16 protein-coding genes are annotated in these 15,339 nt (G+C 71.4%); 5 read left to right on the forward strand and 11 right to left on the reverse strand.

Annotation, left to right across the window (positions count from 1 at the left end):
* The first annotated feature begins 9 nt into the window (after positions 1-9).
* Positions 10-804: an MBL fold metallo-hydrolase gene (locus ACGFIO_RS06935; RefSeq protein WP_392823090.1), complete on the forward strand. Its 795-nt coding sequence runs from the start codon at positions 10-12 to the stop codon at positions 802-804.
* On the forward strand, positions 801-1,379 hold the full coding sequence (locus ACGFIO_RS06940) for a DedA family protein (protein ID WP_392823092.1): 579 nt from the start codon (positions 801-803) through the stop codon (positions 1,377-1,379). Before ACGFIO_RS06935 ends, ACGFIO_RS06940 begins: the two co-directional genes overlap by 4 nt.
* On the opposite strand, the gene ACGFIO_RS06945 is transcribed toward ACGFIO_RS06940, so the two are convergent.
* Together ACGFIO_RS06945 and ACGFIO_RS06950 are read right to left on the reverse strand one after the other, a co-directional pair.
* Positions 1,369-2,304, reverse strand: a complete 936-nt coding sequence (locus ACGFIO_RS06945; RefSeq protein WP_392823095.1) for a serine hydrolase — start codon at positions 2,302-2,304, stop codon at positions 1,369-1,371. The two genes, ACGFIO_RS06940 and ACGFIO_RS06945, sit on opposite strands and share 11 nt — an antisense overlap.
* Before the next feature lie 262 nt (positions 2,305-2,566).
* On the reverse strand, positions 2,567-3,283 hold the full coding sequence (locus ACGFIO_RS06950) for a hypothetical protein (RefSeq protein WP_392823097.1): 717 nt from the start codon (positions 3,281-3,283) through the stop codon (positions 2,567-2,569).
* Between the two features lie 180 nt (positions 3,284-3,463).
* On the opposite strand from ACGFIO_RS06950, the gene ACGFIO_RS06955 reads away from it, so the two are divergent.
* From ACGFIO_RS06955 to ACGFIO_RS06965, 3 genes are read left to right on the forward strand one after another with little or no spacing between them, the layout of a single operon-like run.
* Complete coding sequence (locus tag ACGFIO_RS06955) at positions 3,464-4,249, forward strand: hypothetical protein (RefSeq protein WP_392823100.1); 786 nt, start codon at positions 3,464-3,466, stop codon at positions 4,247-4,249.
* Between the two features lie 37 nt (positions 4,250-4,286).
* Positions 4,287-5,345, forward strand: a complete 1,059-nt coding sequence (locus tag ACGFIO_RS06960; RefSeq protein WP_392823103.1) for a hypothetical protein — start codon at positions 4,287-4,289, stop codon at positions 5,343-5,345.
* Positions 5,346-5,374: 29 nt separating this feature from the next.
* Positions 5,375-5,878, forward strand: a complete 504-nt coding sequence (locus ACGFIO_RS06965) for a winged helix-turn-helix transcriptional regulator (RefSeq protein WP_392823106.1) — start codon at positions 5,375-5,377, stop codon at positions 5,876-5,878.
* A gap of 22 nt (positions 5,879-5,900) precedes the next feature.
* Here ACGFIO_RS06965 and ACGFIO_RS06970 read toward each other — a convergent pair whose 3' ends face one another.
* From ACGFIO_RS06970 to ACGFIO_RS07010, 9 genes are all read right to left on the reverse strand, one after another.
* Entirely contained in the window at positions 5,901-6,935 is a 1,035-nt protein-coding gene (locus ACGFIO_RS06970) for a S1 family peptidase (RefSeq protein WP_392823108.1), read from the reverse strand.
* 103 nt (positions 6,936-7,038) lie between these two features.
* Entirely contained in the window at positions 7,039-8,448 is a 1,410-nt protein-coding gene (locus ACGFIO_RS06975; RefSeq protein ID WP_392823110.1) for an FAD/NAD(P)-binding protein, read from the reverse strand.
* A 235-nt stretch (positions 8,449-8,683) separates the two neighbouring features.
* On the reverse strand, positions 8,684-9,292 hold the full coding sequence (locus ACGFIO_RS06980; RefSeq protein ID WP_392823112.1) for a winged helix-turn-helix domain-containing protein: 609 nt from the start codon (positions 9,290-9,292) through the stop codon (positions 8,684-8,686).
* Positions 9,293-9,674: 382 nt separating this feature from the next.
* Positions 9,675-10,103: a hypothetical protein gene (locus tag ACGFIO_RS06985; RefSeq protein ID WP_392823113.1), complete on the reverse strand. Its 429-nt coding sequence runs from the start codon at positions 10,101-10,103 to the stop codon at positions 9,675-9,677.
* 85 nt (positions 10,104-10,188) lie between these two features.
* Positions 10,189-11,565, reverse strand: a complete 1,377-nt coding sequence (locus tag ACGFIO_RS06990; RefSeq protein ID WP_392823115.1) for a S8 family serine peptidase — start codon at positions 11,563-11,565, stop codon at positions 10,189-10,191.
* Positions 11,566-12,111: 546 nt separating this feature from the next.
* Complete coding sequence (locus ACGFIO_RS06995) at positions 12,112-12,738, reverse strand: response regulator (protein WP_392823117.1); 627 nt, start codon at positions 12,736-12,738, stop codon at positions 12,112-12,114.
* Entirely contained in the window at positions 12,735-13,895 is a 1,161-nt protein-coding gene (locus tag ACGFIO_RS07000) for a sensor histidine kinase (RefSeq protein WP_392824336.1), read from the reverse strand. Before ACGFIO_RS07000 ends, ACGFIO_RS06995 begins: the two co-directional genes overlap by 4 nt.
* 14 nt (positions 13,896-13,909) lie before the next feature.
* On the reverse strand, positions 13,910-14,371 hold the full coding sequence (locus ACGFIO_RS07005) for an ABA4-like family protein (RefSeq protein WP_392823119.1): 462 nt from the start codon (positions 14,369-14,371) through the stop codon (positions 13,910-13,912).
* Entirely contained in the window at positions 14,368-15,258 is an 891-nt protein-coding gene (locus tag ACGFIO_RS07010; RefSeq protein WP_392823121.1) for a hypothetical protein, read from the reverse strand. The genes ACGFIO_RS07005 and ACGFIO_RS07010 overlap by 4 nt, the downstream gene beginning before the upstream one ends.
* Positions 15,259-15,339 lie beyond the last annotated feature (81 nt).

Consider the following 15,339-nt stretch of genomic DNA (forward strand, 5'->3'; position numbering starts at 1 on the left):
CGTGAACTGGTGGGCGAGACGAGCGTCACCTGGTGGGGGCACAGCACGATGTGGCTGGCCGACGCCGGCATCACCCTTCTGACCGACCCGGTCCTCACCGACCGCCTGGCCCATCTGCGCCGCGCCGCCGGACCGCCGCCGCGGCTGCCCGGCCCACCGGACGCGGTGCTGCTCTCCCATCTGCACGCCGACCATTTCCACCTGGCGTCGCTGCGGATGGTCCAAGGCGAGCCGCTGCTGATCGTGCCGCGCGGGTCGGCCGGTTTCATCGCCAAGGGCCTGGGCCGATCGGCCGCCGAGCGCTGCGTCGAGCTGTCACCGGGCGAGGAGACCAAGGTCGGCGACGTCCGGATCCGTGCGGTGAAGGCCGCCCATCCGGGCGGTCGCGGGCCGTGGTCCGGCCTGCGGGCGGTCGCGCTCGGCTTCGTCGTCGAGGGCACCTCCCGGACGTGGTACGCCGGTGACACCGGCCTGTTCGACGAGATGTCCGGCCTGGGCCCGCTCGACCTGGCGCTGATACCGGTCGGCGGGTGGGGACCGACCCTGCACGCGCACGAGCACCTCGACCCCGAGCAGGCGGCCGAGGCCCTGCGCCGGGTCCGCGCCCGGCACGCCGTGCCGGTCCACTACGGCTCGTTCTGGCCGGTCGGGTTCGGCCGGGTCCGGCAGCACATGTTCGGCCAACCGGGTCCGGAGTTCGCCCGGTTCGCGGCCGAGAAGGCGCCGGACGCCCAGGTCCGGGTGCTGCGGCAGGGCGAGACGCTGACCGTACGCCCGGCCGCACCGATCAGGGACGACGCGTGATCCACTGGCTCGGTTCGCTGTTCGGGCTGTTCGGGGTGGTCGCGTTCGGTGCGATAGTGCCCGTCGTTCCGACCGGCGCGGCGGTCAGCGGTGCCGCCGCGCTCGCCTTCCACACCGAACCCCTGGTGCTGGTCCTGGTGGTGGCCTTCGGCGCGGCCGGTGCCTACGTCGGCGACCTGGTGATGTACGCCGTGTGCCGCGCCGGTGGCGAGAAGCTCGCCCGGCGGCTGCGCTGGCTCCGCGACGAGGAGCACCTGGCCTCGGTCAAGGAGCGCCTGCAGGACCGCCAGGTGCCGGTGTTGCTGGTGTCCCGGCTGATCCCCGGCGGCCGGGTGCCGGTCCTGCTGGCCGCGGCCTTCCTCGGCATGCCGTGGCACACCTTCGTGATCGCGAACCTGCCCGCCTGCGCGCTCTGGGCCACCGTCTACGCCGGGATCGGCCTGGCCGGCGGCTCGATCTTCCCCGAACCGTGGCAGGGCGTGGTGGCCGCCGTCCTGCTGATCGTGGTCGTCACCCTGGTCGTCGGCCGCATCCAGAAGCGCCGCGAGGCCAAGGCGAAGGCCATCAGTACTTGAGGTACTGCCGGGTCATCTTGGCGACCTTCTCCACCACGGCGATGCCGCCCGGCATGTCCGCGTTGTTGTGCGACAGCACCGCGATCGACACGTCGGTCTTGCCGTCGTCGGTGCTGACCCGGCCGACCGTGTTGATGATCCAGCGGTTGCCCTCGGTCGAACGGGCCAGCCAGCCGTTCTTGACCAGGAAGTTGTCGCCCTTGGTGGCGGCGGCGGGCACACCCCAGTCCTGGTCGGCGTTGACCGAGCTCATCAGTTCCTTGGCGATGCCCCGGGACTTCTCGTTCAGCGGTCCTTTGGTGTTGACCAGCTGACCGAGCAGCTTGACCTGGTCGCTGACGGTCGTCTTGGTCAGGCCCCAGGACTGGTTGACCCGGGTCTGCTTGAGGCCGAGCTTCTTGTTCGACCGGTTGACCGCGCTCGCCCCGCCCAGCTGCGTGAACAGCGACGTGGTGGCGTCGTTGTCGCTGGCCCGGATCATCCGGCCGGCCCGTTCCTTCTCGCTCGCGGTCAGGTCCCGCTGGCCGTCCTGCGCCTTCAGCAGCAGGCAGGCCAGCACCTGCACCTTGACGATGCTCGCCGTCTCGTAGGTCTCCGAGCCCCGGTAGGCGTACGTCTCGCCGGTCTTCTTGTTCAGCACGGCCACCGAGAACTCCGGCGCGGCGGCCGAGTACTTCTTCAGCGCGGCGTCCAGCGACTTGGTGCGCTTGGCGTACTCGATCTTGCGCAGTTCCTGCGGGCTGGGACCGGTCGGCGTCGGGCTGGCCGTCGGGGCCGACGTGCCGCCGAAGACGCCCGAGAGCGCCTTGCCACCGCCTTCCCCACCGGCGCCGGAGTTGCCGGTCATGCCGACGGCTACGAGCGCGCCACCGCCCAGAATTCCAACGGCGGCGACGGCAAGAATGAGGCTCTTAGTCCGAAGCACCCATGCATATTGCCGTGCCCGCCGCCCGAATCGTTACCCGGAAGCGGGATCAGATCGATATTGGCCCCAAATTTCGACGCAGCGCCCCGGCCCGCGCACACCCTGTGACCCAACTCCTGGTGAGCAGAGCCTCTGCGCACCGGGAGTGGCCACCCCTCGTTGGTGAGCAGAACCGCTCTGCGCACCGGGAGGAGCCACCCCACGCCTGGTGAGCAGAACCGCTCTGCGCACCGGGAGGAGCCACTGGGCCGGCGGCGCGGCGCTAGCTGAGCAGGGCCAGCTCGGTCTTGGTGCGCTGCAGGTCGGCCGGGGCGACGCCGTACGCGCGAAGGGTCTTGGACACCCGGCGGGCCACCGCGGCGGCCTCGTCGACCGGGCATTTGGTGGACAGTTCGAGCAGGTCGGAGCCGTCCGGGTAACGCCAGCGCTCGGCGGTCAGGCCACGGTCGAGGCCGCGCAGCTCGATGTTGAGGCGCCGGACGTCGACGGGGCCGTACACGATCAGGTCGGTCAGGGCGACGCCGGCGGGGGCGTACCGGTCGAAGAGCCGGCGCTGCCGCGCGGACAGCAACCCGGTCAGGGGGCGGCCGGCCCGGAGGGTGCGGGCCACGTCGTTGCGGTCCAGCCGGCGTTTGAGCGCGCCGGAGCACAGGGCGTGACCGGGCAGCGCGTCGATCTCCACCTGGAAGCGGTCGGCGTCGCGCAGCCAGCCGGGCACCCGGCCGGGGTCGACGGGGCGCAGCTTGATCACGGCGTCGTCGCGGCGGCGTCGGCGATCGCGGAAACGGACGATCAGGTCGTTTCGGTACAGCGCGAGATCGGGGGTGTCCAGGTAGTAGACGCGGCGGGACGGCCCGCGTTTCGGGTCGATGCCCAGGGAGCGGCCACCCCGCTCGGGCACCACGACCTTGAGCTCGACCTCGCCGGCCTGCCCGCCGAGGTTGCGCAGCGGGTCCGCCGACCAGAATCCCGTCGTCACGAGCACATCCCTTCACTTTTGTTGCCCGCTGACAACCGTACGTGATCCTCAGAGCTGAAGTCGTATACCCCTCGTCTCATTCTTGTTAACCCGCTGTCCATCTTCGGACCTCGGGCGGCGCCAGGCCCACAATCGGCGCACGGGGGGCGTGGGTGAGCATCTCGTGGGCACAATGAGGGCATGGCTCTCTTCGACCTCGCCCGTGCCGCCGTCGACCTGGCCCGCACCGCCGCGGGGCAGGTGATCGAGACCGCCGCCAACCTGGTCACCGTGCCCGCCCGGGTGCTCGGCGTGCTCGGGCAGGCGGAACTGCTCGTGGCCCGGATCGGCGTGGTCGCCGAACAGGCCGAGGCGATGGTCGAGCGCGCGGGGCGGTCGGCCGCCGAGGCGGAGGGGGCGATCAAGGAGATTCGTACGATCACCAGCGCCGCCGCCAAGCTCGTGGCCGAGGCGGAACACGTCGCCATCGGGGCCCAGCGGCTGATCATCGAGGGTGACAACGTGGCCATCGGGGCGGCCAAGGTGGTCGGCAGCGCCGCCGCGGCGACCGACGCGGCCACGTCGGTGATCACTGACGCGGCGGCCACCACGGGGGCGGCGTCGGGCGTGGTGGTGCGGGCGGCCAAGGCCACCGAGGAGGCCGAGGGGCTGCTGCACGCGTACACGCCGACGCTGCGGAAGGCGGCGCCCCTGGCCGAGCGGTTCGTCGACGAACTGTCGCCGGAGGAGATCAGCGCGGCCATCTCGATGGTCGATACCTTCCCGGAGCTGCGCCGGCACCTGGTCGAGGACGTCCTGCCGCTGCTCGGCAAGCTCGACCAGGTCGGCCCCGACCTGCACAAGCTGCTCGAGGTGACCGAGGACCTGCACCTGGCCATCGCCGGCCTGCCCGGCCTGCGGATGCTCAAGCGTCGCGGCGAGGAGAAGGAGGAGCGGGCCGATGAGCGGGCGGCCAATGGGCGTTAACGTCTGATCTGCCGGTTACCGGCAATATGGTGGGCCTGTGGCGAAGCGGAACGCGAACAGCGGCTGGTCACGAGGATGGTCGGCGTTCTTCGCCATCGTGATCATCCTCGGGGGCGTGGCGGTTTCGCTCGGTTTCGGCGTACGCCTCAGAAGTGCCCTTGAACGCAACGCCGAGAACCGGATGGCCACCGCCAGCACGTCACTCGAGCTCACGGTGACCGAGCAGCTCGCCCGCTACATCGACACCGTCCGGCTGACCGCGGCCGCGCTCAGCTCGCTGGACACGCCGACCGCGCGGACCTTCACCGACATCACCACCGCGGTGGCCAACCAGAAGCTCACCGCGACCACCGGGATCCGCTTCGTGGTCCCGGCCGACCCGAGGTCGGCCGGTTCGGTGGCGCCGTACTGGCGCGACCGCGGCGCCCGGGATCTGAAGATCGGCAAGGTCGCCGACATCCAGGAGCACCTGTTCACCGTCTTCGCCCGCGGGCTGAACGGCGCGACCGCGCCCCCGCTGGGCACCGACCAGGGCTTGGTGCCGGCCTCGGTGGAGGTGACCCGGCTCGCCCGGACCGCCAACGGGGTCGCCGTCTCCGACGCGTACGTGCAGCTCGGCGAGACCAAGAAGGCCAAGGCCGACCAGCAGCTGTCGTTCGACGTGGTGGCGCCGGTGGCCGGGGCGGACAAGCGCCCGGCCGGGTACGTGATGCTCAGCGTCAGCGGCACCGAGTTCGTCACCACGCTGCTCGCCCGGTCGGCCGGCGACCTGCTCGACGCCCAGCTGGTGACCCGGTCCGGCGGTGGCCAGTTGATCGAGGTGGCCACCGTGCTGCACGCGGGCCGGGCCGCCGACGTCCGCCGCGCCCAGGACTTCCAGGCCGGGCAGCGCCAGTGGCTGCTGCGGACCAGTGCCGACCGGGACGTGCTGCTGCCCACGGCCGGGCGTACCGACATGGTGATCGTCCTGGCCGGCAGCATCCTCGCGGTGATGTTCGGCACGCTGATGTACCTGCAGATGTCGGCGACCAAGCGGATCGAGCAGGAGATCGAGGAGGAGGTCGAGGAGCGTCTGCTCGCCATGGACCGGTTGTAGACTGCAAGTGGTCTGGGGAAGGGGTTCCGATGAGCGACGGCCACCGGTCGGGCTGCCCGATCAACCTCTCGCTGGAGGTGCTCGGCGACAAATGGTCGCTGCTGATCATCCGGGACATGATGTTCGGCAACCGGCGGCACTTCCGGGCCCTGCTCACACAGTCCGAGGAGGGCATCGCGTCGAACATCCTGGCCGACCGGATCGCCAAGCTCAGCGAACTCGGCCTGATCACGTCGGCTCCGGATCCGTCGCACAAGCAGCGGGTACGCCTCAGCCTCACCGAACCGGCCATCCAGCTGCTGCCGGTGATGGCCCACCTGGGCGCCTGGGGCCGGCGGCACCTGCCCGTGTCGCCCGATCTGGCCATCCGGGCCCAGCTGCTCGAAGAGGGCGGACCCGCGCTGTGGGACGAGTTCATGGACGAGCTGCGGGAACTGCACCTCGGCGTGGCACGCCCGGCCGGGACACCGTCGGTGCTCGCCGCGCTGACCGCCGCCTACCTCGCGCAGAAGGAAGGGGCCCCGCTCCCGTAGAGCGAGGCCCCCACCTTTGTCATCAGTAGACGCTGACGCCGTACACCGAGAGGGGCTCGGTCACCGGCTGGAAGTAGGTCGTGCCGCCGGAGGAGCAGTTGCCGCTACCGCCGGAGGTCAGGCCGTGGGCCGTCGAACCGGAGTAGAGCGAGCCGCCGCTGTCGCCCGGCTCGGCGCAGACCGTGGTGCGGATCAGGCCGGAGACGCTGCCCTCGGCGTAGTTGACCGTCGCGTTGAGCGCGGTGACCCGGCCACTGTGGATGCCGGTGGTGGAACCGCGACGGGTGACGGTCGCGTTGACGGCCGGGGTGGCCGCACGCGTGATGTCGACCGAGCCGACGTTGCCCGGGCGCGAGACCGAGCCGGTGTAGCGCACGATGCCGTAGTCGTTGCCCGGGAAGCTGGTGCCGGCCCGGGAGCCGATCGTCGTCGAGCCGTTGGTCCAGGTCGCGCCGATGTTGGTGCAGTGACCGGCGGTCAGGAAGGACTGCTGTCCCGAGCTGTTCTGCACGTTGAAGCCGAGCGAGCAGCGCGCGCCGCTGGTGTAGATGGCGTCGCCGCCGGAGATCAGCGTGGTCAGCTTGCCCGGCTCGAGCTCCAGCCGGGCCGCGTCACCGAGGCCGGCTACCAGCTCGCGCACCTTGTCCAGCTTGGCGCCGGTGACCGTGCTGTCGGCCGTGACCACGACCTGGTTCGAGACCGGGTCGGTGGCGAACGACGTACCCGTGATCTTGAGGTCCTTGGTCAGTGAGCCGTTCGCGGCGGCCAGCACCGCGGCGCTGCGGGTCACCATGCGCGGGGTGGCACCGGACGCGGCGACCGTCTTCGCGGTGGCGGCGTCGGTTACGTTGACGACCAGCTTGCCGTCGGAGCCGAGGTACGAACCGGCGGCGCTGTCGCCGAGCTTTGCCTCCAGCGTGTGCGAGAGAGCCGTCGCGGTGAAGGTCGCGTCGGCGGAGAGCGGTGCGGCGGCCGCCGGTGAGGCGGCGAAGGCACCACTCACGAGGATGCCGACGGCCAGGCCGACGATCGGTCGGCGAAGCTTCGGGTTGAGCACGATTCCTCCCAGGGGGGTGGGTGGCGCGCCGGGGGTTCGCCGCGCCGGAGGTGCTCCCGCAGTATCGAACGCCGTCGATGCTCTCCTCAAGGTTCGTTAAGGTTTACACAATGTTTCGTCGATCCTCGTCAAACCAGGCCTGACCAGGGATTTTGGGCGCGTCATACGTCTGGGTTATTACCGAATCGGGATGCTGCCCGGCGAGCTCCTCGGCCAGGTCCCGCGCCTGAGACCTGATTTCCGGCACGGCCGTGGTCTCCCAGCTGACCCCGCGGCGCAGCGGCCCCAGCACCCAGACGTGCGGCTGCACGCGACCCGCGCGGTCCACGTCCAGGCCCAGCTGATGCGGGCCGACCCGGGCCAGACCCGTACGGAGCAGGGCTGCGGTCAAGCCGGAGGCGGCCTCGGGCAGGCGGCCCGGACCGGCACAGTTGACGACCGCGGCCGGCGTCACCTCAGGGACACCTTTCCGGACGACGAGGCGGCCGGTCTCGCGCAGGTGGGCGATGCGCTCGGCGACCCGCGGGGCCATCCGGTGGCGGTGACACTCCCAGACCCGGGCCAGATGCCGCAGGAAGGCCTCCCGGTCACGCTCGCCGAGGCGGTCCCAAATGCCGTTGACCTGCGGGCGGAGGCCGTCGACGACCGTACGCCAATCAGCGGTCGACGCCGCCGCCGCGCGCACCGCCCGGACCACCTCGCGCAGGCCGGCCAGGTGCGCGACCGCCGGAGGTTCGAGCTCGGCCGGACGCTCGACATGAGTCAGCGGCAGCAGACCGTGCCGGCTGTAGGCGATGATCACCCGGTCGGACGGCTCGAACGCCCCCCACTCCCGCTCCGGGGCACTGCGGGACGGCGCGTCCCAGTAGGCGCCCGGGCCCGCGTCCAGATCGCCGACCGGGCTGACGCGGGCGGCCGGTTCCGAGCCCCCCGTCAAGGTCAGTGCCACGTCGACGGCGGTCAGACCGGTGCCGACGAGCACGATCGGGCCGCCGCCGGACGGCAGCCCGTCGAGGGCACCGGGCCGCCACGGGTCCGGCACGTAGAACGGATGATCGCCGCGCCCCGGCCGCGCGCTGGCCGGATTGCCCAGGGCCAGAACCACGTCGTCGGCGCGCACCTCACGGCCGTCGGCCAGGATCACGCGAGGATCGGCGCGTACGTCCACCGCCCGCCCCGGCACCCACCGGAACCGCCCCGGATGCGCGACCGCGGCCCAGTCCAGCACCTCACGCAGATAGCGGCCGTAGGCCTGGCGCGACACGAAGTCACAGTTCTCGACGCCGGCCCAGCGCGCGAAATGGCCCGGGTCGTCCGGGTAGGCGCTCATCGCCCCCGCGCGCGAGTTGAGCAGATGCCACGGCCTGGCCGCCGCACCGTAGGCGACGCCGCCGCCCGGCTCGCCCGGCTCGATGAGCACCACCTCGGCGTCGGTGCGGCGCAGGATCGCGACGGATGCCAGCACACCCGAAGCCCCACCACCGACCACCGCAACGATCCGTCGCCCGGTCATGCGCGCCCCCTCGACTAATTCCTATCCATACGATAGGCAATGGAGGCTATGCCGGTCCAGAACAAGCCACCATGAGGGCCCACCTTATCGGGCGAACGCCGGTCGTTTTGCCGGTTACGCGCCCCGAACTGTGGATAACCGCCGCGATTCGTCACACCCGTCGGCTACGTTTCCCGCCCACCCACAGGGGTGGGGGTGGCGGCGGTCACGGGCCCAGGAGTGAGTGCGGCCGGGATCAGACGACGCGAACGGGAGCCGAGTCGGCCAAGCGGTAGCCGACGCCGTAGACCGTGGTGATCAGTTCGGGGTCGTCGAGCTTGGTGCGGAGGCGGCTGATGTGGACGTCGACCGTGCGTACGCCGGTGTGGACGTGGCCCCAGACGCGGGACAGCAGCTGCGCCCGGGTGAAGACCTGGCGGGGGTGCTCGGCGAAGAAGAGGAGCAGGTCGTATTCGAGGCGGCTCAGGTCGAGGAGTCTGCCGTCGCGGAAGGCCGCTCGGGGGGCCGGGTCGAGGCTGATCACGCCCGGTTCGCCGGAGGGGACTTCGACGGGGGCGCGGAGGGCGATGTCGGCCGCGGGGCCGGCCAGGGACACCAGTTCGCGCAGGGCGGCGAGGATGCGTTCGCGGTTCTCGCCCTCTCCCCCGTCGATGCTGATCGTCACGGTGAGCGGCGCCGCCGGGTCCAGGACGTCGCCGGGACCGAGAGGCTCAGCCGCGCTGAAGGCGACAGCGGGAGCGGAGGCGGGACGGGAAGGGTCGGGGACGGCGCGGAGGCGCGGTCGTCGGTGGGCCTGCGGCGCGTGGGCGGGGGTGGCGACGTCAGCTACGGCGGGTGCGGACATTTGTGGTCCTCCGGTGGATGGGTGGTGCGGGGTGGCCGCCGGGTCGCGGCGGAGCCTTTGAATACATTTCCCATATGCTAGATGGGTTTTGAGGCGCGGCGATGCGCGGGGGCGAAGAGCTCGCGAGGGGGGACCCGGTGCGGGGTCAGAGGCAGCGCGGACACCGGGCGCTTGCGCACCGCAGGAGGTCGATGGCAATGCGCGTGGTGAGTCGCTCACGCCGCTGCATGAGCCCATCGTCACCATTGGGCCGACGGCCCGTCAAAGCATGTCCACCATATGGGAATAGTGTGACTTCAGGCACCGGACGGCAAAAGGAGAGGAAGCCGACCGGCTCCCTCTCCTGATGACGAGAGTTCTGGCGAGAGACGAGAGCGAAGGATCAGGCGCGCACGTCCAGCAGATCCCCGCTCGACATCACGTTCCGCAGCTGACCGACGTCCAGCCCACGGTTCTGCAACATGGTCACCAGGTCGGTGGCCGTGCCGGCCTGCGCCGCGACCTCGGACGCGGGCAGGTCGAGCAGGTCGCTCACCCGGCCGAGCTTCTCCGGGTCCCGGAGCCCGGCGTTGACCGCGCCGGCCGGAAGCCCGGCCTTGAGGGCGTCGATCAGCTCGGTCCGCGACACGCCCTTGGCCGTGGCGAGGTCGGTCAGCCGGTCGCCGCTGCCCACCTCGTCCCGCGAGTCGTCGCGGCCGGGACCGGGCGAGTCGGCCACCGCGGCCATCGGGTCGCGGCGTACGGGCGGCGCCGGCGCGACCCGGTACGCCGCAGCCGCCGAGGAGGCACTGATGCTCGTGATGGCAGTCATGGTTCGACGTTCCTTCGCTGGAGGACCGGGGGTCGGTCCGTACGTCAGGGGGCTATCGGCGGGCCGGACGGGGTCATGAGCGGAATCAGCGGACGGTGAGCAGGAACGTCCGGGAGCTGGCCTGCGGGACGTAGTCGGTGAAGGTGAACTTCACGCGGTAGGTGCCGGCCGCCCGCGGGGTGCCGACGATCCGGCCGATCGAGGAGACGCGGAGGCCGGGCGGGAGCGAGCCGGCGCTGACGGCCCAGGTGCCGGTGCGCGCGGCCGTCAGGGCCAGGGTCCCGGAATAGGCCTTTCCGACCGTACCCGCGGGAAGGGCTGTGGTCTTGATCGCCGCGGGCGCCGGCGGGCGGGGCACGAAGAGGAGGCGGTTGGGCGAGCCCTTGGGGTCGGTGACGACACGGGTGGTGGCGTCGCGCAGCAGCGTCGAGGTCACCGACGCGGGGGTGTAGCCGGGGTGGGCGTCGAGGACGAGCGCCGCCGCGCCGGCCACGAACGGGGTCGCCATCGACGTGCCGCTGAGCACGGCCGAGGCGGTGTCGCTGCCGATGTAGGACGAGCGGATGCCGTTGCCGGGGGCGAAGATGTCGATCCGGCTGCCCCAGTTGGAGAACGAGGCGCGCGCGTCGTTGCTGCTGGTCGCGCCGACGGTGATGGCGGCGGCGACCGAGGCGGGGCTGTAGCCGGCGGCGTTGCTGTTGTCGTTGCCGGCGGCCACCGCGTACGTGACACCGCTGTTGATCGAGCGCTGCACGGCCGCGTTCAGGGTGGGCGAGACGACGGCCGCGCCGAGGCTCATGTTGGCGACGGCGGGGTGGTGCGCGTGTGCGGTGACCCAGTTGACGCCGGCAACGATCTGCGACAGGTAGCCGATGCCCTGGCAGTCGAGGACGCGGACGGAGACGATACGGACCTTCTTGGCCACCCCGTAGGTCGAGCCGCCGAGGATGCCGGCGACGTGGGTGCCGTGGCCGGCGCAGTCGGCGGCGACCGCGTCGTTGTCGATGAAGTCGTAGCCGTAGGAGGCGCGGCCACGGAACTGGGTATGAGTGATGTTCACGCCGGTGTCGATCACATAGGCGTACACCCCGGCGCCGTCGGCCGAGGCGGTGTAGGTCCTGGAGGCGGGCGTCCGCTTGCGCTGGTCGATGCGGTCCAGGCCCCACGTCGGGTTGGCCTGGGTGCCGGCGGCGCTGACGACGCGGTCCTGTTCGACGGTACGCACGTCCGGCGACGCCGCGAGCCGGCGCGCCTCGGCGGCGGTCAGCGTCACGGTGTACGCGCCGGTGCCGGCGTCGGAGGCGGCGGTCACGGCCGGCGTCACGATATAGCGGCCGGGGATCGTGTCGGCGGCGTCGGCCCCGATGACCTGGCCTTCTTTGACGACAGAGGCCGAGGCGGCGGTGGGGGCGACGAGGAGACCGGGGAGAAGGGCGAGCACGGCCCAGGGGGTACGAGTCACGGGACCCACGGTCAGCAGCACCGGTTGCGACTCGGGAGTGTGACGGTTGCGAAGCAGTTGCGTGACCAAAGGTCATCGATTGGTTACAGAGAGCTCCTGGCCTGGCGCCATGGCCCCTCCGGCCTCGTACGGCACGGCGAACACGCTCTGAGGCATCGGCGTGTTCGCCGTGGTGATCTTCCTGACCGGGTTCCCGCTGGCCTACTACGCCGCCCGGTACAACCTGGACCTCGACCTGGGGGCCGCGGCCCTGGATGCGGCGCGGGCCCGAGCCCACACGGGACACCTACGTTCACCCGTGGGAGTGGCTTCGGCTACTGCGGCTCGGTGGTCACCACCGTCATCGTCGCGACGTTCACGACGCGTACGTGTGCTCGCTCTGTCTGAGCACCGACAAAGTCGCGGATCACGTCCGGCCGGCCGGGTAGGCGCGTTACCGTTGAGTACGCAAGGCCGGGAGCCCGCCGCCACGGGCTCCCGGCCTTTCGTACGCGACCATTGGTGCGCAGAGCGGCTCTGCGCACCAACAGCGCGCGGAGCGGCGGGTCAGAGGCCGCGGGCGAGCAAGGCCAGCCGGACCCGGTTGGGCGCTCCGGTTTTGGTGATCAGGGCGGTGACGTGGGTTTTCACCGTCGTCACACCGATGTGGAGGCGGGCGGCGATCTCGCTGTTGGACAGACCCTCGCCGATCAGGTCGAGCACGTCCCGCTCCCGGCCGGTCAGCCCGGTCACCGGCGGCGGCGTGCTCGTCCGCGCGGTGACCGCCCGACGCACCAGCCGCTGCAGCACCTCGTTGCTGAACGGGCTGTCCCCGGCCGCCGCCCGCCGGATGCCGTCCAGCAGTTCGGCCGGCGGCGCGTCCTTGAGCAGGAAGCCGGTCGCCCCCGCGGTCAGCGCCGGATAGAGATGGTCGTCGTCGCCGAACGTGGTCAGCACCAGCACCCGGGTGGCCGGCCGTTCGGCCAGGATCCGGCCGGTCGCGGTGATCCCGTCCACCCCGGGCATCCGCAGGTCCATCACCACCACGTCCGGCGTCAGGCGGCCGGCCAGGGTGACCGCCTCGCGCCCGTCACCGGCCTCGCCCACCACGTCCAGGTCGGGTTGCGCCTCGCACAGCATCCGCAACCCGGCCCGGATCATCCGCTGATCGTCGACGAGCAACACCCGGATCATGCGGCATCCGGCAGCGCGGTGCGCACCCGCCACCCGTTGCGGTACGGCCCGGCCTCCAGCTTCCCGCCCAGCACCTCGACCCGCTCCCGCATGCCGATGATGCCGTGCCCACCGCCCGGCGGCGTGCCGTTCACCGGGCCCGGGCCGCCGTCGTCGGACACCTCCCACGTGACCTGGTCGTCGGTGACCGCTACGACAAGGCGGACGCGCGCTGTCGTCCCCGCGTGTTTGGCCACGTTGGTCAGTGCCTCCTGGGTCAGCCGGAGCACGGCCAGCCCACGCACCGCGTCGAGCGCGGCGAGCGGGCCGGAGATATCGGCGTCCACCACGAGACCGGCCCGGCGGGCGGTCTCCACGGCGCCGTCGAGCGCGGCGGGCAGCGCGGACGGGTCGATGGCGGTCAGCGCGGGGTCGCGTACTCCATCGGGGTCGCGCAGCACCGCGACCAGCCGGCGCAGATCGGCCAGCGCGGTGGTCCCGGTGAGGTGCACGTCGTCGAAGATCTCGGCCGCCTTCGGGTCGAGGCCGGGCAGCACGTGCCGGGCGACGCCGACGCGCAGCACCATCGACGCCACGTGATGGGCCACCACGTCGTGCAGCTCGCGGGCGATCGCGTTGCGCTCGTCGGCCCGCGCCGCCCGGTTCTCCGACTCGCGGCGGCGCTGTTGCTCGGCGGCGCGCTCGGCGGCCTGCTGGCCCAGCTCCCGCGTGGTCCGCACGACCATGCCACCGAGCAGCGGCAACGCTATCGCGATGGCCAGCCCGAAGAGGCTGCCCTGCAGCTCGCTGAGCGGATCGCCCACGGTGTCGGCGAGGTGGACCCCGACCAGCAGCGCGGTGCACCAACCGGCCGTCCGCAGCCGGGGCGTGACCGTGGTGACCTCGAAGAGCATCCAGCTCGAGCCGACCACGTTGATCAGCGGGTCGTCGACCAGCACGCACGCGGCGGCCAGCAGCGCCGCCTGCACGACCAGGCTGAGCACCGGCCGCTTGTGCAGCACCAGGATGGCGGTGAACGCGGCCGCCCCCAGCACCCACTGCGGGATGCTGGGGGTGAGGCCGGGATGGTCGTCGCTGAGCGCCAGGTAGCAGAGCCCGCTGAGGTCGAGCAGGATCAGCCGCACGAGCATGTCGCGCGGGTCGAACAGCCTGCTCATCCAGCTCACGGCGATCAGCCTACGGTTTCCCTCGCGGTTCCCCGCACGGCTTGTGGCACGGGCGCGAACCGGGTGCGGACCAGCAGGTAGGCCAGCAGGCCGAGTGGGCCGAGGAGGATGGTCAGCACCAGGATCGGGGCCATCAGCAGGGCCGGCACGTCGCGTTCGCGCGAATCCAGGTACGCCCACCGCCCGGTGAACAGGTCGAAGGCGATGAAGTGGGCCCACCCTGCCGCCGCGCCGACGTCGGTGCCGAGCAGTTCGCGTACCCCGGGCAGGGTGGGTCGCGTGACCGCGGGGAGCACGTCTCCGATCGCCCCGGCCACCAGCACGAGGTAGATCAGCACCGGCACCACCACGATCCAGGGCGAGCGGGCGATCCGCTTGGTCCACGTCCAGTGCGGCAGCAGGATCATCAGCGCCCAGAACGGTGCCGCCCCGACGAGGAAGACGATCGAGAACAGAAACTCGGTCATGCGGCCAGCTCCAAATCTTCTTGGCGATCGGTACGGACGATCAGGGTGATCCCACCCAGCACCAGGCCGGCCAGGATGCCGAACGCGGTCAGGGTCAGGGCGTCAGGACGGATCAGCGGCTGACCGCGCAGCGCCTGCCAGGTGAGCAGGACGGTCAGCGCGGCATAGCCGGCGCCGGCCATGAGCAGCAGCCGGACCTTGGTGCGCTCGGACATCCGACCCGCGAAGCGGGCCAGCGCCCAGGCCAGCAACGGCAGCGCCTGCAGGGCGTGCAGCCCGACGAAGTGTCCGATCCGGAGGTCGCCGGCCACCGTGCTCCAGCCGACCACGGGCAGGCCTGGTCCACCGTCCGGGGCGCCGACCGTATGCGACATGACGGCACGGCCGCCGACCATCGGGAACGCGGCCATCAGGCCGAGCGCCGAGACACCGAGGCCGAGCCCGACCCCGGTTCGCGCCACCCGGTCCGGGATCCGCGCCCGCAGCACCAGGACCGAGATCAGGATGTGGGCCATGAACAGCACCATGATCGCCACGCTCATCATGTTCCAGAGGGCGGCGTTGAGTGGGGTGGACATGTTGTAGTGGCTGGTCGTACCCCGAATCACCTGACCGATGATGATGGCCATCTCGACGAACAGGGCCAGCACGATGGCGACGGCCGTCCACTCGGCGACCCGCCGCCGGACCGGTAACAGCGACAGCAACCAGGCCAGCGTGAACGCGTAGAGCAGGACCGACACGGAGAACTTGAAGGGTTTGAGCCAGATCGGGGCGCCGGTCAGCACCCGGTCGTCGGTGAACACGCCGACCGCCGTGCCGACCGTGAGGATCGCCATGGCCGCCACCAACAGCATCAGGGGACGGTGCCAGGTCTTGATTTCCATGCTCCGAGCCTTTCGGCACCGGGTGCCGGATTCGCCCGTCCGGAAGCCCGACTCGCGGCCGCGAGGACGAACCGGGCTCAG

It is taken from the genome of Actinoplanes sp. NPDC049265 (assembly GCF_043197135.1).
In the GTDB taxonomy this organism is placed as follows: Bacteria; Actinomycetota; Actinomycetes; order Mycobacteriales; family Micromonosporaceae; genus Actinoplanes.

Coding starts and splice junctions, on each gene's coding strand:
- ACGFIO_RS07000 (WP_392824336.1), bottom strand. CDS start 13,895: ATGAGCAGGCTGTTCGACCCGCGCGACATGCTCGTGCGGCTGATCCTG.
- ACGFIO_RS06985 (WP_392823113.1), bottom strand. CDS start 10,103: ATGACTGCCATCACGAGCATCAGTGCCTCCTCGGCGGCTGCGGCGTAC.
- ACGFIO_RS06975 (WP_392823110.1), bottom strand. CDS start 8,448: ATGACCGGGCGACGGATCGTTGCGGTGGTCGGTGGTGGGGCTTCGGGT.
- ACGFIO_RS06955 (WP_392823100.1), top strand. CDS start 3,464: ATGGCTCTCTTCGACCTCGCCCGTGCCGCCGTCGACCTGGCCCGCACC.
- ACGFIO_RS06995 (WP_392823117.1), bottom strand. CDS start 12,738: ATGATCCGGGTGTTGCTCGTCGACGATCAGCGGATGATCCGGGCCGGG.
- ACGFIO_RS06965 (WP_392823106.1), top strand. CDS start 5,375: ATGAGCGACGGCCACCGGTCGGGCTGCCCGATCAACCTCTCGCTGGAG.
- ACGFIO_RS07005 (WP_392823119.1), bottom strand. CDS start 14,371: ATGACCGAGTTTCTGTTCTCGATCGTCTTCCTCGTCGGGGCGGCACCG.
- ACGFIO_RS06980 (WP_392823112.1), bottom strand. CDS start 9,292: ATGTCCGCACCCGCCGTAGCTGACGTCGCCACCCCCGCCCACGCGCCG.
- ACGFIO_RS07010 (WP_392823121.1), bottom strand. CDS start 15,258: ATGGAAATCAAGACCTGGCACCGTCCCCTGATGCTGTTGGTGGCGGCC.